General features: G+C 64.6%; 15 protein-coding genes. 9 read left to right on the forward strand and 6 right to left on the reverse strand.

What is annotated here, in order from left to right; translation table 11 throughout:
- Positions 1-159: 159 nt before the first annotated feature.
- The 4 genes from puuE (at position 160) to OKW39_RS00415 (ending at position 3,215) form a co-directional block, all read left to right on the forward strand.
- The gene (gene puuE, locus OKW39_RS00400; protein WP_429561797.1) at positions 160-1,110 is read left to right on the forward strand and encodes an allantoinase PuuE; all 951 of its coding nucleotides are present in this window, start codon (positions 160-162) and stop codon (positions 1,108-1,110) included.
- Positions 1,107-1,628, forward strand: a complete 522-nt coding sequence (gene uraD, locus OKW39_RS00405; protein WP_429561798.1) for a 2-oxo-4-hydroxy-4-carboxy-5-ureidoimidazoline decarboxylase — start codon at positions 1,107-1,109, stop codon at positions 1,626-1,628. Before puuE ends, uraD begins: the two co-directional genes overlap by 4 nt.
- A gap of 67 nt (positions 1,629-1,695) precedes the next feature.
- Complete coding sequence (gene alc, locus OKW39_RS00410; RefSeq protein ID WP_429334748.1) at positions 1,696-2,706, forward strand: allantoicase; 1,011 nt, start codon at positions 1,696-1,698, stop codon at positions 2,704-2,706.
- Positions 2,703-3,215, forward strand: coding sequence for an ureidoglycolate lyase (locus tag OKW39_RS00415; protein WP_429360909.1), 513 nt, complete (start codon positions 2,703-2,705; stop codon positions 3,213-3,215). Before alc ends, OKW39_RS00415 begins: the two co-directional genes overlap by 4 nt.
- Before the next feature lie 95 nt (positions 3,216-3,310).
- On the opposite strand, the gene OKW39_RS00420 is transcribed toward OKW39_RS00415, so the two are convergent.
- The 4 genes from OKW39_RS00420 to uraH all read right to left on the reverse strand — a co-directional run bounded on the left by OKW39_RS00420 (position 3,311) and on the right by uraH (position 6,886).
- Positions 3,311-4,657: a type II toxin-antitoxin system HipA family toxin gene (locus OKW39_RS00420; protein WP_429360910.1), complete on the reverse strand. Its 1,347-nt coding sequence runs from the start codon at positions 4,655-4,657 to the stop codon at positions 3,311-3,313.
- Positions 4,654-4,920: a helix-turn-helix domain-containing protein gene (locus tag OKW39_RS00425; RefSeq protein ID WP_090800516.1), complete on the reverse strand. Its 267-nt coding sequence runs from the start codon at positions 4,918-4,920 to the stop codon at positions 4,654-4,656. Before OKW39_RS00425 ends, OKW39_RS00420 begins: the two co-directional genes overlap by 4 nt.
- Before the next feature lie 248 nt (positions 4,921-5,168).
- The gene (locus OKW39_RS00430) at positions 5,169-6,362 is read right to left on the reverse strand and encodes a urate hydroxylase PuuD (protein WP_090800514.1); all 1,194 of its coding nucleotides are present in this window, start codon (positions 6,360-6,362) and stop codon (positions 5,169-5,171) included.
- Positions 6,363-6,532: 170 nt separating this feature from the next.
- Positions 6,533-6,886 carry a hydroxyisourate hydrolase gene (uraH, locus tag OKW39_RS00435; protein WP_090800513.1) on the reverse strand — a complete coding sequence of 118 codons (354 nt, stop codon included), beginning with the start codon at positions 6,884-6,886 and terminating at the stop codon, positions 6,533-6,535.
- A gap of 504 nt (positions 6,887-7,390) precedes the next feature.
- Between uraH and OKW39_RS00440 the strand changes: the two genes are divergently transcribed.
- Positions 7,391-8,779, forward strand: coding sequence for an 8-oxoguanine deaminase (locus tag OKW39_RS00440; protein ID WP_429561799.1), 1,389 nt, complete (start codon positions 7,391-7,393; stop codon positions 8,777-8,779).
- Positions 8,780-8,879: 100 nt separating this feature from the next.
- On the opposite strand, the gene OKW39_RS00445 is transcribed toward OKW39_RS00440, so the two are convergent.
- The gene (locus OKW39_RS00445) at positions 8,880-9,812 is read right to left on the reverse strand and encodes a LysR substrate-binding domain-containing protein (RefSeq protein WP_090800510.1); all 933 of its coding nucleotides are present in this window, start codon (positions 9,810-9,812) and stop codon (positions 8,880-8,882) included.
- A gap of 281 nt (positions 9,813-10,093) precedes the next feature.
- Between OKW39_RS00445 and OKW39_RS00450 the strand changes: the two genes are divergently transcribed.
- The 4 genes from OKW39_RS00450 (at position 10,094) to OKW39_RS00465 (ending at position 15,020) form a co-directional block, all read left to right on the forward strand.
- On the forward strand, positions 10,094-11,692 hold the full coding sequence (locus OKW39_RS00450) for an ABC transporter ATP-binding protein (protein ID WP_429561800.1): 1,599 nt from the start codon (positions 10,094-10,096) through the stop codon (positions 11,690-11,692).
- A 93-nt stretch (positions 11,693-11,785) separates the two neighbouring features.
- Entirely contained in the window at positions 11,786-12,892 is a 1,107-nt protein-coding gene (locus OKW39_RS00455; protein WP_090805345.1) for an ABC transporter permease, read from the forward strand.
- Positions 12,893-12,932: 40 nt separating this feature from the next.
- Entirely contained in the window at positions 12,933-13,862 is a 930-nt protein-coding gene (locus OKW39_RS00460; protein ID WP_018417701.1) for an ABC transporter permease, read from the forward strand.
- 63 nt (positions 13,863-13,925) lie between these two features.
- Positions 13,926-15,020, forward strand: a complete 1,095-nt coding sequence (locus OKW39_RS00465) for a BMP family ABC transporter substrate-binding protein (protein ID WP_090800506.1) — start codon at positions 13,926-13,928, stop codon at positions 15,018-15,020.
- A 109-nt stretch (positions 15,021-15,129) separates the two neighbouring features.
- On the opposite strand, the gene OKW39_RS00470 is transcribed toward OKW39_RS00465, so the two are convergent.
- Positions 15,130-15,339 carry a dodecin gene (locus OKW39_RS00470; RefSeq protein ID WP_090800504.1) on the reverse strand — a complete coding sequence of 70 codons (210 nt, stop codon included), beginning with the start codon at positions 15,337-15,339 and terminating at the stop codon, positions 15,130-15,132.
- Between the last annotated feature and the right edge of the window lie 392 nt (positions 15,340-15,731).

The raw sequence follows: 15,731 nt of genomic DNA on the forward strand, positions 1-15,731 counted from the left end.
GGTGTTTTCGCTACACTGGGTCAACTCGGCGCTGCGGTTTCCGCAGCCGCCGAAGCCGCCTGTTGCGTGGCTACACGTGTGAACCCCGCACCGTTGCCGAGGGGTTTCGAACCGCGTTCACGCGCATTCCTGGTCCCGTCACTACGCATCCGTCAAACCATGCCACTCGACCCGAACTACCCACGCGATCTGATCGGCTACGGCCGCCACCCGGTGCATCCGAACTGGCCGGGGCGAGCGCGCGTTGCGGTGCAATTCGTCCTCAATTACGAAGAGGGCGGCGAAAACTGCGTGCTGCACGGCGATCCCGGTTCCGAGCAGTTCCTGTCGGAGATCGTGGGCGCGGCGGCGTATCCGGCGCGGCACATGAGCATGGAGTCGATCTACGAATACGGCTCGCGCGCGGGCGTGTGGCGCATTCTGCGCGAATTCGAAAGGCGCGACCTGCCGCTGACGGTGTTCGGCGTCGGCATGGCGATCGAACGGCATCCAGAAGTTGCGCGGGCGTTCGTCGAACTCGGACATGAGATCGCGTGCCACGGCTATCGCTGGATTCACTATCAGGACATGTCGCCGGAGGAGGAGGCGCAGCACATGCGCCTCGGCGTGGAGGCGATCGAGCGCGTGACCGGCGTGCGGCCGCTCGGCTGGTACACCGGCCGCGACAGTCCGAATACCCATCGGCTGGTCGCCGAATATGGCGGCTTCCTGTACGACTCCGATTACTACGGCGACGACCTGCCGTTCTGGATGGACGTCGAGGTGGCGGGCGGCAAGACCGTGCCGCAACTGATCGTGCCGTACACGCTCGACACCAACGACATGCGCTTCGCCACCCCGCAAGGCTTCAACACCGCGGACCACTTCTTCACCTACCTGCGCGACGCATTCGATGTGCTGTACGAAGAGGGCGACGAAGTGCCGAAGATGCTGTCGATCGGCATGCACTGCCGGCTGCTCGGGCGGCCGGGGCGTTTCCGGGCGCTGCAGCGCTTTCTCGACCACATCGAGCAGCACGATCGCGTGTGGGTGTCGCGGCGCGTCGATATCGCCCGGCACTGGCACGAAACTCATCCTTACCAGCAAGACAACCGCGAGGCTGCGGCATGAAGGCGATGCAATACACCCTGGACCAACTCAACAGGATCTCGACCGACGCGTTCGTCGCGGCGCTGTCGGGCGTCTTCGAGCACTCGCCGTGGATCGCCGAAGTCGCGGCGCGGGAGCGGCCGTTCGCGAGCATCGACGAGCTGCATCGCAGGATGTCGCAGATCGTCGAAACGTCTGGCGAGGACAAGCAGCTCGCGCTGATCAGCGCGCACCCGGAGCTGGCCGGCAAGGCCGCGGTGCGCGGCGAGCTGACCGCCGAGTCGACGCGCGAGCAAAGCGGCGCGGGTCTCGCGCAATGCACGCAGGAAGAGTTCGACAAGCTGCATGCGCTCAATCACGCGTATCGCGAGAAATTCGGTTTTCCGTTCATTCTCGCGGTGCGCGGCTACGACCGCCACGGCATCATCGCGGACTTCGAATCGCGCGTGAACAACAGCCGCGCCGACGAACTGCGCGCGAGCCTCGATCAGATCTATCGCATTGCACGTTTGCGGCTCGACGACCTGATCGGCGCGTGACGCGCATTGCGTCACGCAGCGAGCCGTAACGTTTTTCCCGCACCAATCGATCTCAAGGACGACAAAGATGGCACTTCCGATTCTCGACCCCAACGCACCGGAATTCACGCGCCGTTACGTGAACCTGGCGGACCCGCGTCTGGGCGCGCAGGCGCTCGAGGCCAGCGACGAATTCTTCGCGCCGAAGGACCGCATGCTGAATCCGGAACCGGCCGTCTTCATTCCGGGCAAGTACGACGACAACGGCAAGTGGATGGACGGCTGGGAAACGCGTCGCAAGCGCACGACCGGCTACGACTGGTGCATCGTCAAGCTCGCGCGGCCCGGCGTGATCAAGGGACTCGACCTCGACACGAGCCACTTCACCGGCAACTTCCCGCCGGCGGCGTCGGTGGAAGCGGCGCGCGTTGCGGATGGCGAGCCGGATCAGGCGACGCAATGGACCGAGATCGTGCCGTCGACCACGTTGCAGGGCAATAGCCACCACTACCTCGAAGTCGGCGACGCGAGCGCGTATACGCATCTGCGCGTGAACATCTATCCGGACGGCGGCATCGCGCGTCTGCGTGTTTACGGTCAGCCGCAGGTCGACTGGGCCGGCGCGAGCCGCACCGAGCAGTTCGATCTCGCGGCGATGGAAAACGGCGCGTATCTGGTCGGCGCGAACAACCAGCACTTCGGCGCGGCCTCGACGCTGCTGATGCCGGGTCGCGGCGTGAATATGGGCGACGGCTGGGAAACGCGTCGTCGTCGCGAGCCGGGCAACGACTGGGCGATCATCGCGCTCGCGCAGCCGGGCGTGATCCGCAAGATCGAAGTCGACACCGCGCACTTCAAGGGCAATTATCCGGATCGCTGCTCGATCCAGGCCGCGTACGTGAAGGGCGGGACCGACAGCTCGCTCGTCACGCAGGCGATGTTCTGGCCGGTGCTGCTCGGCGAACAGAAACTGCAGATGGACGAGCAGCATTTCTTCGAGAGCGAGATCGCGGCGCTCGGGCCCGTTACGCATGTGCGCTTCAACATCTATCCGGACGGTGGCGTGTCGCGTCTGCGTCTGTGGGGTACGCTCGAATGAAAACGCTCGCCATCGAAGCGCTGACGAAAGCGGCGTTCGCCGCATTCGGCGACGTGATCGAACTCGAAGGCGCGAAGCAGATTCCGATCAACCTCGGCACGACGATCCGCTATCACGACCTCGCGAAAGTCGACGTGGCCGACGAGCACGGCCGCACGCTCGTCAATCTGTTTCGTGGCCAGCCGCGCACGCTGCCGTTCGAAGTGAAGATGCTCGAGCGTCATCCGCTTGGCAGCCAGGCGTTCGTGCCGCTCAACGACAAGCCGTATCTGGTCGTCGTCGCGCCCGCGGGCGAACTCGACACGACGCGGATCCGCGCGTTCGTCACCACTGGCTGGCAGGGCGTCAACTACGCGAAAGGCGTGTGGCACCATCCGCTGATCGCATTGGGCGAGACGAGCGACTTTATCGTCGTCGATCGTGGCGGCGAGGGGCTCAATCTGAACGAGCAGGATCTGGTGGAGTCGCTGTGGCTCACGGAAGATGCGCTGAGCGCGGTGGCGGTTTGATGGCGATGCAGCTGCCGGGTCGCCGGCAGCGTTGTGGTTCGAAGAACAGGCCCGCGACGTGCGTTACGTCGTGGGCTTTTTTGCATGGATGGCGATCACTTGCGCCTGCCAAGCAGCGGCGAATGCCCAATGACTTCCCTTGACCGCTCGGGCGGCTCCGGCGCCGAAAATCCCGCTGCTTCGATAGCCGGCTTGAGCCCCCTGAATTGCAGGCTTTTCTTCGGCGAGCGCAGCGATGTCATGCCGTCGTCCCATGCATGCAGCATCTGCTTGGCGAGCGCACGCCACTGCGGTTCGTTGCGCGCTGCTTCGATCAACTCGTGGCCGACGTCGACAGCGGAGTCGCACAGCGCTTCAACCATCTGCGCATATTGCCGCGGGGCGATGCCCATGCGTGTGTTGAAAAATCGTTCCAGCGTTTTACCGGCTGCCCAGGTTTTGCGGCCGTCGACAGGCAGCCCGGGCGGATTGGCTGCGAAGCGCGGATAAGCCTGGGTCGTCACGACATCGTAGACGGGCGTGAACGCAACATCGTCGACCGAGGTATAGAACAGTGCGACGTTCTTGGTGTGGCAGTCCGCATTGCGCACGACGTAGTTCGTCAGCAAATGCCAGCCGAGCTGCTGGAGTTGCATCCGCATGGTGTCGCGATCGAGCAGATACGCTCTTGCCGCGTTGAGCATTTTCTCGCTCGTCGAATGGTATTTTTCGTGCGGCGGCAAGCCGAGCAGACCGCACAAGTCTTCGACGCCATACGCCGGCAGTCCCTGCGCGTCGACATCGAAGCGCTCGACGACGAGCGCCCTGCCATCGTCCGACATCCGCGTGCGTGCAACGGGCGCCACCCCCAGCCGCTCCAGCACCCGCATCGAATGGAACTCGTTGAAACCGAGAAAGGGCGTGTTGTCGTCCGAACCTTTGACGATGTGACGGCTCGTTCGAATCGTCGGCTTACCGAGCTGCAACGGTGTCGATGCGGCAGACTGCGCCTGCGGCGCGATGAACTTCGGCACGACGCCCGAAATGGCCGCTCGCGCGTATTCACGGACGAGTTGCGCGAAATGTTCGGCGGTGTTGTCGCCGTGCAGGATGTGCTGGACGTCGAGCGCCTGGAGTTCGGTGCCCGGCGCCACGCCTTCGGGCGTCACGGTGACCCGGCCGATCCCCATCGAGCCCACGACGGCGAGCAGTGACAGATCGGTTCCGTCGAGCAAGGGCCCGAATTGCTCGCGGATCAGATTCAGCAGATAGCCTTCGGGCAGGTTCTGCCGGAAAAACGGATGCAGGTCGCGTGGCCAGCGCCAAGGCTCTTCGCGCACCGGCATCGTCAGGCTAACGAAGTCGGCCGCGCTCGCATCGCCGTGATATTTGAGGACATAGTCGTCGCGCTCGCGAAACAGCGTGGCAACGTTCTTGCCTAGCACCTGAACGTCGAGCTTCACGGCTGCGCGTCCGGGCTGCGCTGTTCAGCGAGGATGTCTTCCAGCGTGCGGCCATGTCCATGCGCGACGAACTTGAGGTCGTAACCGGCAACCTCGAGCAGGCGCACCAGCACGGACACGCTCATATCGTTCCTGGCGAGGGTTTCCATCCGCGCGACGGTCGTGCGGGCCACGCCCGCGCGGCGCCCAAGTTCTTCCTGCGATAGTTTGCTGTCGCGTCGCACGGCTTTCAGCATGTCCGAGACATCGGCGAGGGTGGTCATTTGTAGCCTCAGGGCGTCAAACGCAATGTATTTGACATTTATTGTAGCCCAAGAGACACAACAAGGTTATTCGCATTTGTGTCTCCAAGGCTACATTTTATGTATCGTTGCCGATTTTTGTAGCCCAAGGGCGACAAATTCAGCACGTCACCTTCCCAAACAACAACGGGCTTGCCGCTCTCGCGACAAGCCCGCTTCGCACTCCAGCCTCTGCCTCGGCACCGGCTCCGTGATCCGGACAGACGTCCTTACTTCGCCGCGCCGCCTTCGAACCACGCGGCGATCTTCATCCGCTCGTCGTCGGTCATATGCGTGACGTTGCCGAGCGGCATCGCCTTCAACGTGACCGCCTGCTGGTAAATGCGCTGCGCGTTCTGCGAAATTTCGTCGGGCGTATCCATCAGCACGCCGGCGGGCGCGCTGCCCATCATCGTCGGATGCGCGGAGTGACAGGCCACGCAGCGTTGCTGCAGCACCGGCGCGATGTCGGCGACCTTCAGCGTCGGCGCGTTGGCGGCCTGCGCCTGCGGCACCACCGGACGCGGCATGGTCCACACGAGCGCCGTGCACATCAGCGCGACGCCGACGATCGGCAGATACCACAACACCTGGCCGCGATGGCGCATCACGAAGAACTGACGGATCAGCGCGCCGGCCAGCATGATGACGACGAGCACCGCCCAGTTGTACGGATGCGTGTAGGTCATCGCGTAGTGGTTCGACAGCATCGCGAACACGACCGGCAGCGTGAAATACGTGTTGTGCACCGAGCGCTGCTTGCCGCGCTTACCGTAGATCGGGTTCGGCGTGTCGCCCTTCAGCATCGCGTCGACCATCTTGCGCTGGCCCGGAATGATCACGAAGAACACGTTGGCCGACATGATCGTCGCGAGCATCGCGCCCATGATCAGATATGCTGCGCGGCCCGCGAAGATATGGCAGGCGAGATACGCCGCGATCAGCACATAAACGCCGACGCAGATGCCGAGAAGTTTGTCGCGTGTGCCGAGAATGCGGCACAGCGAGTCGTAGACGATCCAGCCGGCCCCGAGGAAGCCGATTGCCGAGGCGACGGCGACCACCGGCCCCATGTCGAGCACGTTCCTGTCGATCAGGTAGGTGCTCGGCGAGAACAGATACAGCACGGTAAAGAGACCGAAGCCCGACAGCCACGTCGTGTACGACGGCCATTTCGACCAGTGCAGGTCTTCGGGCATTTCGGGCGGCGCGACCGTGTACTTCTGCATGTTGTAGAAGCCGCCGCCGTGCACGTGCCACAACTCGCCGAACACGCCGCGACGGCGCTGGTTCGGATCGGTCGGCGGCTTCAGGCTATTGTCGAGCGCGACGAAATAGAACGATTCGCCGATCCATGCAATGGCGGCGACGACGTGGAACCAGCGAATCGCGAGGTTCAACCAGTCGGTGATAAAGCCTTCCATGAAACTCCTCCACTTCTGATTCGTTGCGCGCGCGATGACGTTCGACGTCGTCGGTCATCGCGCCGACTGCGGATAGAAGACGCAGCGCGGGTTGTTATGGGTATCGCGGGGCGCTTGTGCCTGTTTGGGTCTGTTCGTGCCGCTTCGGACGCGGCTCGCATCCAGCAGGGCTAGCTGCCCCGATACGTGCTGTACGAAAACGGCGACACCAGCAGCGGCACGTGATAGTGCGCGTCGGCATCGGCGACGCCAAAGCGCAGCACGACGCGATCGACGAAGCGTGGTTCCGGCACCTTCGTGCCGAGCGAGGCGAAGTAGTCGCCCGCGCCGAACACGAGTTCGTACTCGCCCGCGACGAGCGCGTCGCCTTCGAGCAGCGGCTCGTCGCAGCGGCCGTCGTGATTGGTGAGCGTGGTTTTGAGCGCGCGGCGCGTGTCGCCCGCGAGCGCGAAGAGTTCGACCTTGATGCCTGCGCCGGGACGGCCGTTCGCGGTGTCGAGCACGTGGGTAGTGAGCTTGCCCATTCGCAATTGTCCTTGTGTGAATGCGAGGTGTCGGCGGCGGCCCGATCCATTACGTTTGCGGCGGATCGAGGCTCCACGTCAGTGGCTACATACCCGTCGGCGAATCGAAGCGAGCGCCGTGGCAGCCATTGTAGAAAGGATGCTCTGTCCCGAGCGCGAGCGATAGGAAAGATAATAGTTCGCGCATGATGGACAGCCAGACGAAAGCCGCGCCGGCTCATCGGCCGATCGTACCGGCGCCAAAAATGCACCACTATATTGGCGGTGTGAAGTTGGGTATCGCAACCGCGCGGGTTGTCAGCGGGATTTTGGCTACCGAAGGTAAGCACTGTGCGGCGCGACCCACCCGTGCAAAGGCAGGCCTTTGGCACGGACAACCCCGAAGACGGCGACTCACGCTGGGTAACCGGGCCAATGGCGTTCAACGGAACGCGACGGCACGGTGGCGTGCCGCCGCATCGCGTTCGAACGGCTTTGCATGCAGGCAATCAGGCGGACACACGAATGACGATGAATGAAGCACTGAAACAACCCGGTAAGACGATGCTCGTGAAGCACGCGGACGTGCTGGTCACGATGGATGACGAGCGGCGCGAACTGCGCGACGCCGGGCTGTATATCGAGGACAACCGGATCGTCGCGGTCGGACCGACCGCGCAACTGCCGCAATCGGCCGACCAGGTACTCGACCTGCACGGCCATCTCGTGATTCCGGGCCTCGTCAACACGCATCACCACATGTACCAGAGCCTCACGCGCGCGATTCCCGCCGCGCAGAACGCCGAGTTGTTCGGCTGGCTCACGAACCTGTACAAAGTGTGGGCGAACCTCACGCCTGACATGATCGAAGTATCGACGCTGACCGCGATGGCCGAGCTGCTGCTGTCGGGCTGCACGACGTCGAGCGACCATTTGTATATCTATCCGAACGGCAGCCGTCTCGACGACAGCATCGCGGCCGCGCGCCGAATCGGCATGCGCTTTCATGCGGCGCGCGGCAGCATGAGCGTGGGACGCAAGGACGGCGGCCTGCCGCCCGATTCGGTGGTCGAGCGCGAAGCGGACATCCTGAAAGACACGCAGCGTCTGATCGAGACGTATCACGACGATGGGCGCTACTCCATGCTGCGCGTCGTCGTGGCGCCGTGCTCGCCGTTTTCGGTGAGCCGCGACCTGATGCGCGAATCGGCGGCGCTCGCGCGCCAGTACGGCGTGTCGCTGCATACGCATCTGGCGGAGAACCTCAACGACGTCGCGTACAGCCGCCAGAAGTTCGGCATGACGCCGGCCGAGTATGCGCACGATCTCGGCTGGGTCGGCCATGACGTATGGCATGCGCACTGCGTGCAACTCGACGACGCGGGCATTGCGCTGTTCGCGCGCACCGGCACCGGCGTCGCGCACTGTCCGTGCTCGAATATGCGGCTCGCGTCGGGCATCGCGCCGGTCAAGCGCATGCGGCTCGCGGGCGTGCCGGTTGGGCTCGGCGTCGACGGTTCGGCGTCGAACGACGGTGCGCAGATGGTCGCCGAAGTGCGCCAGGCGCTGTTGCTGCAGCGCGTCGGTTTTGGGCCCGATGCGATGACCGCGCGCGAGGCGCTCGAAATCGCGACCCTGGGTGGTGCGCGCGTGCTCAATCGCGACGACATCGGCGCGCTCGCCCCCGGCATGGCCGCGGATTTCGTCGCGTTCGATCTGCGTGAGCCGCATTTTGCCGGCGCGCTGCACGATCCGGTGGCGGCTCTGGTATTCTGCGCGCCGTCGCAGGTCAGCTATAGCGTGATCGACGGCAAGGTGGTGGTGAAGAATGGGCAGTTGGCGACGCTCGAACTCGGGCCGGTGATCGAGCGGCATAACGCGCTCGCGCGGCAGCTTTACGAGGCGGCCGCTTGAGCTCGAGCGGAACGGGCGGCACTCGCGCCGCGCCGCGCGCAAGCCGCGAGTCGCTGATCCATGAGCGGCAGCGCCAGTGCGATCGGCGCCGCATGCGGCGTCAGCACTTGTCGATCAACGTCCGGGTCGCCTCGCCAACCACGCCGCGCAGCCAGCGCACTTCGTCGGAGTAATGCACGCGCTCGTGCCACAGCTGGTAGTACTGCATCGGCGGAAAGTCGAGCGGCGCGGGCATCACGGTCAGCGGCAGAAACTTCGCGTAGTAGTCGGCAAAGAGGCGCGTCGTCGTGAAGATCAGATCGGATTTGATCAGCACGTACGGCGCGAGATTGAAGTAGGGCAACGTGACGACCACATGGCGCTTGAGCCGCTCGCGCGCGAGATGCACGTCGATCGCGCCGCGCTGGCCGACCGAATACGGCGTCGGCGCGAGATGTGGCGCGTTCAGGTACTGGTCGAGCGTGAGCCCGCCGCGTTTGGCGAACGGATGCGTGTTGCTCATCAGGCACACGATCTGATCGACGAACAGGTTCGACAGATGCAACTGCTCGGGCGGCTCCGGCCAGTTGCCGACCACGATGTCGAGCTTGCCGTCCTCGAGCGCGAGTTCGTAGTCGAACGCGGGGCCGAGCGAATGGAATTCGAGCGTCGCGTTCGGTGCGGCCTTGCGGAAACGTTCGACGACCGTCGGCACGAACAGCACGTTCAGGTAGTCGGGACAGCCGATCCGGTAGCAGCGGATCGACGTGGCCGGATCGAAGTTGTGCTGCTGGAACTTGATGCGCTCGATTTCGCGCAGCGCGTTCTGCACCGGTTCGAGCAGGCGCAGACCGTACTCGGTCGGCACCATGCCGGACTTGCCGCGCACCAGCAGCGGGTCGCCGGTGATGTCGCGCAGACGGCGCAGCGCCGCGCTGATGGCGGGTTGGGACTGGTTCAGTTTGACGGCGGCGCGGGTGACGCTGCGCTCCATCAGTAGCGTGTGCAACACGCGCAGCAGGTACGTGTCGATCGCCTCGCGTTGCTGGCTCATGGATTCTCCGAATATATGTGCAGGCTGATCGAACTAACGTGGGGGCATATGCGTTTTAATATGGACGAAAAACGGCGTCAAGGGCGACATACCCGCAGAGCTTGTAGCGGCGGGGGTTTGCGGGAATTTTGTCAACTCGACTGAGTGGGGCGAATTAGGTATTGTCATCCGGTTGTGGTGACGGATCGCCCGCCGGCGGGGCGGACCGATAGTCCGCAATCCGGCGGCAATCCGGCGGCAAGCAGGCGGCAAGCAGCGTCACGAACGCACTACGGAATCTCATGAGCGACACTCCACTTAGCGACGGCGCGCAACTCACCGGCCAGGCGGTGCCTCGGCTCGCGCTGACGGGCATCACGAAGCAGTACCCGGCCGTGCGCGCCAACGACGAAGTCACGCTCGTCGTCGCGCCCGGCGAAATCCACGCGGTGCTCGGCGAGAACGGCGCGGGCAAGAGCACGCTGATGAAGATCATCTACGGCGCCGTGCGACCCGACGCCGGCGAGATCCGTTGGGAAGGCGAGACGGTCGACATCGCGAGTCCGGCGGCCGCCCGCAAGCTCGGCGTCGGCATGGTGTTCCAGCACTTCTCGCTGTTCGAGACGCTGACGGTCGGCGAAAACATCGCGCTCGCGCTCGACGAACCGTTCGAGCTGAAGACGTTGGCCAAACGCATTCGCGAGGTGTCGGCCGACTATGGGCTCGACATCGATCCGCAGCGGCATGTCCACAGCCTCACCGTCGGCGAGCGGCAGCGTGTCGAAATCGTGCGCTGCCTGCTGCAGAATCCGCGTCTGTTGATCATGGACGAACCGACCTCGGTGCTGACGCCGCAGGCGGTCCGCAAGCTCTTCACGACGCTGCGCCGGCTCGCGGCCGAGGGCTGCAGCATCCTCTACATCAGCCACAAGCTCGACGAAATCCAGGAGTTGTGCGACACCGCGACGGTGATGCGCGGCGGTCGCGTGACCGGCCATGTGACGCCGAAGAACGAGACGCATGCCTCGCTCGCGCAGTTGATGGTCGGCCACTCGCTGCCGGACTACACGCGGCGCGAGCACAAGCCGGGCGCGGTGCTGCTCGACGTCAGGCAGTTGTCGGTCGCGAGCGACGATCCGTTCGGCACCTCGTTGCGCGACGTGTCGTTCAGCGTGCATGCGGGCGAGATCTTCGGCATTGCCGGTGTGTCGGGCAACGGGCAGGCGGAACTGCTCGCGGCGTTGTCCGGCGAGAAGCGCGCTGAACAACGCAGCCTGCCGGCCGACGCGATCACGATCTGCGGCAAACCGGCCGCGCGCCTCGGCGCGGGCGGGCGGCGCGCGCTCGGCTTCGGCTTCGTGCCTGAAGAGCGGCTCGGCCGCGGCGCGGTGCCGGCGATGAGCCTCGCCGATAACGCGCTGCTCACCGCGCATCGGCAGAGCATGGTCAACTCGGGCTGGATCAAAACGGGTGTGATGCGCGCATTCGCGAAGCGCTGCATCGACGCGTTCGACGTGCGCTGCGGCGGCCCCGACGCGCTCGCGCAGAGTCTCTCGGGCGGCAATCTGCAGAAATACATCATGGGCCGCGAGATTTTGCAGGCGCCGAAGGTGCTCGTGGTCGCGCAGCCGACGTGGGGCGTCGATGTCGGCGCGTCGGCGTTCATCCGTCAGCAACTGCTCGATCTGTCGGCGCGCGGCGTTGCGATTCTGGTGATCTCGGAGGAACTGGACGAGCTGTTCGATATCTGCGATCGCATCGCGGTGCTCGCGGGCGGGCGGCTTTCGCCGGTGCGCGCGACCGGTGCGACCAACGCCGAGGAAATCGGCCGCTGGATGGCGGGGCTGTTCGGCGACCGCGAGGGCGCGGCGCCCGCGGCGGATCAACCGGCGCATGCATGAGGCGAGGCGTTGCCCGCCGGCCACGCCAGGACGCTAACCACGCACGCGAATGCGGACCCTGAAGAACAGAACCCGAACAAATACACGCTACCCATGATGCTTCCCTATCGACTCGAAGCCCGCACGTCGCCGTCGCGCACGATGCAGCTCGCCGTGCCGCTGATCGCCGCGTTGCTGACGCTCGCGATCGGCTTCCTGATCTTCGGCCTCGTCGGCCGCGACCCGTTGCAGGCGATGCACGGGTTTTTCATCGAGCCGCTGTCGAGCATCAACGGCTGGTCGGAGCTGCTGCTGAAGGCGTCGCCGCTGTGCCTGATCGGCCTCGGTCTCGCGATCGGCTACCGCGCGAACGTGTGGAACATCGGCGCCGAAGGGCAGATGCTGCTCGGCGGCATCGCGGCGAGCGGCGTCGCGATCTATTTCGATCAGGCGAGCGGCTGGTGGATCCTGCCGACCATGATGGCGGCCGGCATCCTCGGCGGCATGGCGTGGGCCGCGATTCCCGCGTTTCTGAAGAGCCGCTTCAATACCAACGAGATTCTCGTGAGCCTGATGCTCACGTACGTCGCGACGCAACTGCTGATCTATCTCGTGAGCGGCCCGTGGCGCGATCCGCAGGGCATGAACTTCCCGCTGTCGGAGATGTTCAGCGGCGACGCGCTGTTTCCGACGCTGTATGGCGACTGGCACTGGAAATTTCTGCGTGGCACGCGCCTGAACGCGTCCGTGTTCCTCACGCTGATCGCGATTCCGCTCGTCTGGCTGTTCATGCGCAAGAGCTTCGCGGGCTACCGGATGAACGTCGGCGGACTTGCGCCGCTCGCCGCGCGTTATGCCGGTTTCTCCGACAAGAAGACGATCTGGACGTCGCTGCTGATTAGCGGCGGCCTCGCGGGCCTCGCCGGTATGGGCGAAATCGCCGGTCCGATCGGCCAGTTGCAGGCGACGTGGTCGCCGGGCTACGGCTTCACCGCGATCATCGTCGTGTTCGTCGGCAGACTGCATCCGCTCGGCATCGTGCTCGCCAGTCTGCTGATGGCGTTGCTGTATCTCGGCGGCGAAGCGGTGCAGACCTCGATGCAATTGCCGCAGGCGCTCTCGGGCGTATTCCAGGGGCTGCTGCTGTTCTGCCTGCTCGGCGCCGACCTGTTCGTGAACTACCGCGTGCGGCGCCGCTCGGCCGCAGCAGTGGCTCGTTAAGTTTGCCAATCAGCTCGCTAAATCCGCTTTCAGACTCGATATGGATATCCAGCAAGCCAGCGCGCTCACGTCGAGCGCGATCACCGCGGCGATCCCGCTGATGTTCGCGGGCGCCGGCGAACTCGTCGCCGAAAAATCGGGCGTACTCAATCTTGGCGTGGAAGGGATGATGCTGATGGGCGCCGTCAGCGGCTACGCGGTCACGTCGATCACCGGCAGCCCGTGGCTCGGCGTGCTCGCCGCGATCGGCGCCGGTCTCGCGATGTCGCTGCTGTTCGCGTTCCTCACGCTGACGATGCTCGCCAACCAGGTCGCGACCGGCCTGTCGCTGACGATCTTCGGCATCGGGCTGTCCGCGTACGTCGGCAAGCCGTACACGTCGGCGGCGGTGCGCGCGACGATCGATACGTGGACGATCCCCGGCCTGTCGAACATCCCGGTGCTCGGCCCCGCGCTGTTTACCCTCACGCCGCTCGATTACCTCGCGTTCCTGATGTTCGCCGCGATCGGCTGGTTCCTCTATCGCACGCGCGCGGGACTCGTGCTGCGCTCGGTCGGCGAATCGCCGCAGGTCGCGCATTCGGTCGGCTTTCCGGTGGTCGGCGTGCGCTATGGGGCGGTCGCGTTCGGCGGCGGCATGGCGGGGCTCGCGGGCGGCTACTATTCGATCGTCAATCTGCACCTGTGGCAGGAGAACCTGACCTCGGGCCGCGGCTGGATCGCGCTCGCACTCGTGGTGTTCGCGACGTGGCGCCCTGGGCGACTGCTGATCGGCTCGCTGCTGTTCGGCGCGGTGACGGGGCTGCAGTTCTATGCGCAGGCGATCGGTGTGCCGGTGCCGACGCAGTTCCTCGCGATGCTGCCGTACGTCGCGACGATCGTCGTGCTCGCGCTGATCTCGCGCAATCCGAACACGATTCGCCTGAATGCACCCGCGTCGCTCGGCAAGCCGTTTTTCTCGGCGGGCTGACGGCGACACAGGTTCTTTATCGATCCGCTCAAACTATTCGCTCATCACGACAGGGGAGAAAACATGAAGAGAAGAAATCTGCTGACCGCTTTCGCTTGGGGTGCGGCGTCGCTGGCGCTTGCGGCGCCGCTCGCGCAAACCGCGCAGGCCGCCGACGTGCCGGGCGTCGCGTTCGTCTATCTCGGCAATCCGGGCGATGCCGGCTGGACCTACGCGCACGACCAGGGCTCGCGGGAAGCCGAAGCGAAGTTCGGCAACAGGATCAAGATCACGCGCGTCGAGAACGTGCCCGAATCGGCCGACTCCGAGCGCGTGTTCCGCGATCTCGCGAACAAGGGCAACAAGATCATCTTCGGCACGAGCTTTGGCTACCAGGACTTCGAGCTGAAGGTCGCGAAGGACTTCCCGGACACCATCTTCCTGCACGCGACCGGCTACAAGAAGGCGCCGAACTTCGGCACCTACGACGTGCGCATGTACCAGGGCGCGTATCTGGCCGGCGTCGCCGCGGGCTACGTGACGAAGAGCAACACGCTCGGCTTCGTCGCGTCGGTGCCGATTCCGGAAGTGGTGCGCAACATCAACGCGTTCACGCTCGGCGCGCGCTCGGTGAATCCGAAGGTGCATACGAAGGTGATCTGGATCAACAGCTGGTTCGATCCGGGCAAGGAAAAGCAGGCCGCCGAAACGCTGATCGGCCAGGGCGCCGACGTGCTGCTGCAGAACACCGATTCGAGCGCGACGCTCGCGACCGCGTCGGAGAAGCACGTGCACGCGTTCGGCTGGGATTCGGACATGAAGAAGTTCGGTCCTGATGCGCATCTCGGCTCGGTGGTCGCGCACTGGGGCGTGTACTACAGCGCGGTGATCCAGCAGGTGCTCGACGGCAAGTGGACGAACGCTCCGGTGTGGTGGGGCATTCCGCAGAAGGCCGTCAACCTCGAGGACCTGAACACGTCGGCGATTCCGGCCGATGGGCAGAAGCAGGTTGCCGCGAAGCGCGACGAACTCGCGAGCGGCAAGCGCGACGTGTTCACGGGCCCGATCAAGGATCAGTCGGGCACGGTGAAGGTGCCTGCAGGCAAGACGCTGACCGATCCGGAACTGCAGCGCCTGAACTGGTACGTGGAGGGTGTCGACGGGTCGCTGCCGAAGTAAATCGGGCGGTCCGTTGTTGAAAAAAAGCTGCGTCCAGCCCCGCCTGGACGCAGCTTTTCCGTTTGCGGCTTGCGCGTGGCAACGGGCAAGCGTGTCGTGCGGTCGCCGCTCACTCCTCGATGCGCAGGCCGACCTTCAACGTTACCTGCCAGTACGCGACCTTGCCGTTCTCGATCTGGCCGCGCGTTTCCGTGACCTCGAACCAGTGCAGATTGCGCAGCGTTTCCGACGCTTTGGCAATCGCGGTGGTGATGGCGTCGTCGATCGATTTCTTCGACGAACCGGTCAGTTCGATCTTCTTGTAAACGTGTTCTGACATGAGTTCCTCCTTGGTGTGCGCCGCTGGTCAGTAAAACGCTGCTCGGAAACGTGCATGGAAAAAGTATAGGCAACGGTTCGCGCAGTCCGACGGACAGATGCCTCCTTGCCAGCACAATCGCCTGCGGGGCGGACCAGACGTCGCCGCTCGAACCATCGATACCGCACATCGCATGCCCGGTATCGCGCGACTTCAGCGACTGGCGCGGTCGCTATCATCTGTACGCAACATAAGCGATTCAATCTGATAGCCGACGAGGTTCGAACGTGGAAACTGGTTTTTGCGGCCCCGGCCTGATGGGCGCGCCGATGATCCGGCACCTGCTGCGCCGCGCCGCATGCGCTGGATCGTCGATCATTCGAGCATTGCGCCGGCCGCGACGCGCGCGCTGG

Origin of the sequence: Paraburkholderia sp. MM6662-R1, assembly GCF_050436245.1 — a bacterium.
In the GTDB taxonomy this organism is placed as follows: domain Bacteria; phylum Pseudomonadota; class Gammaproteobacteria; order Burkholderiales; family Burkholderiaceae; genus Paraburkholderia; species Paraburkholderia tuberum.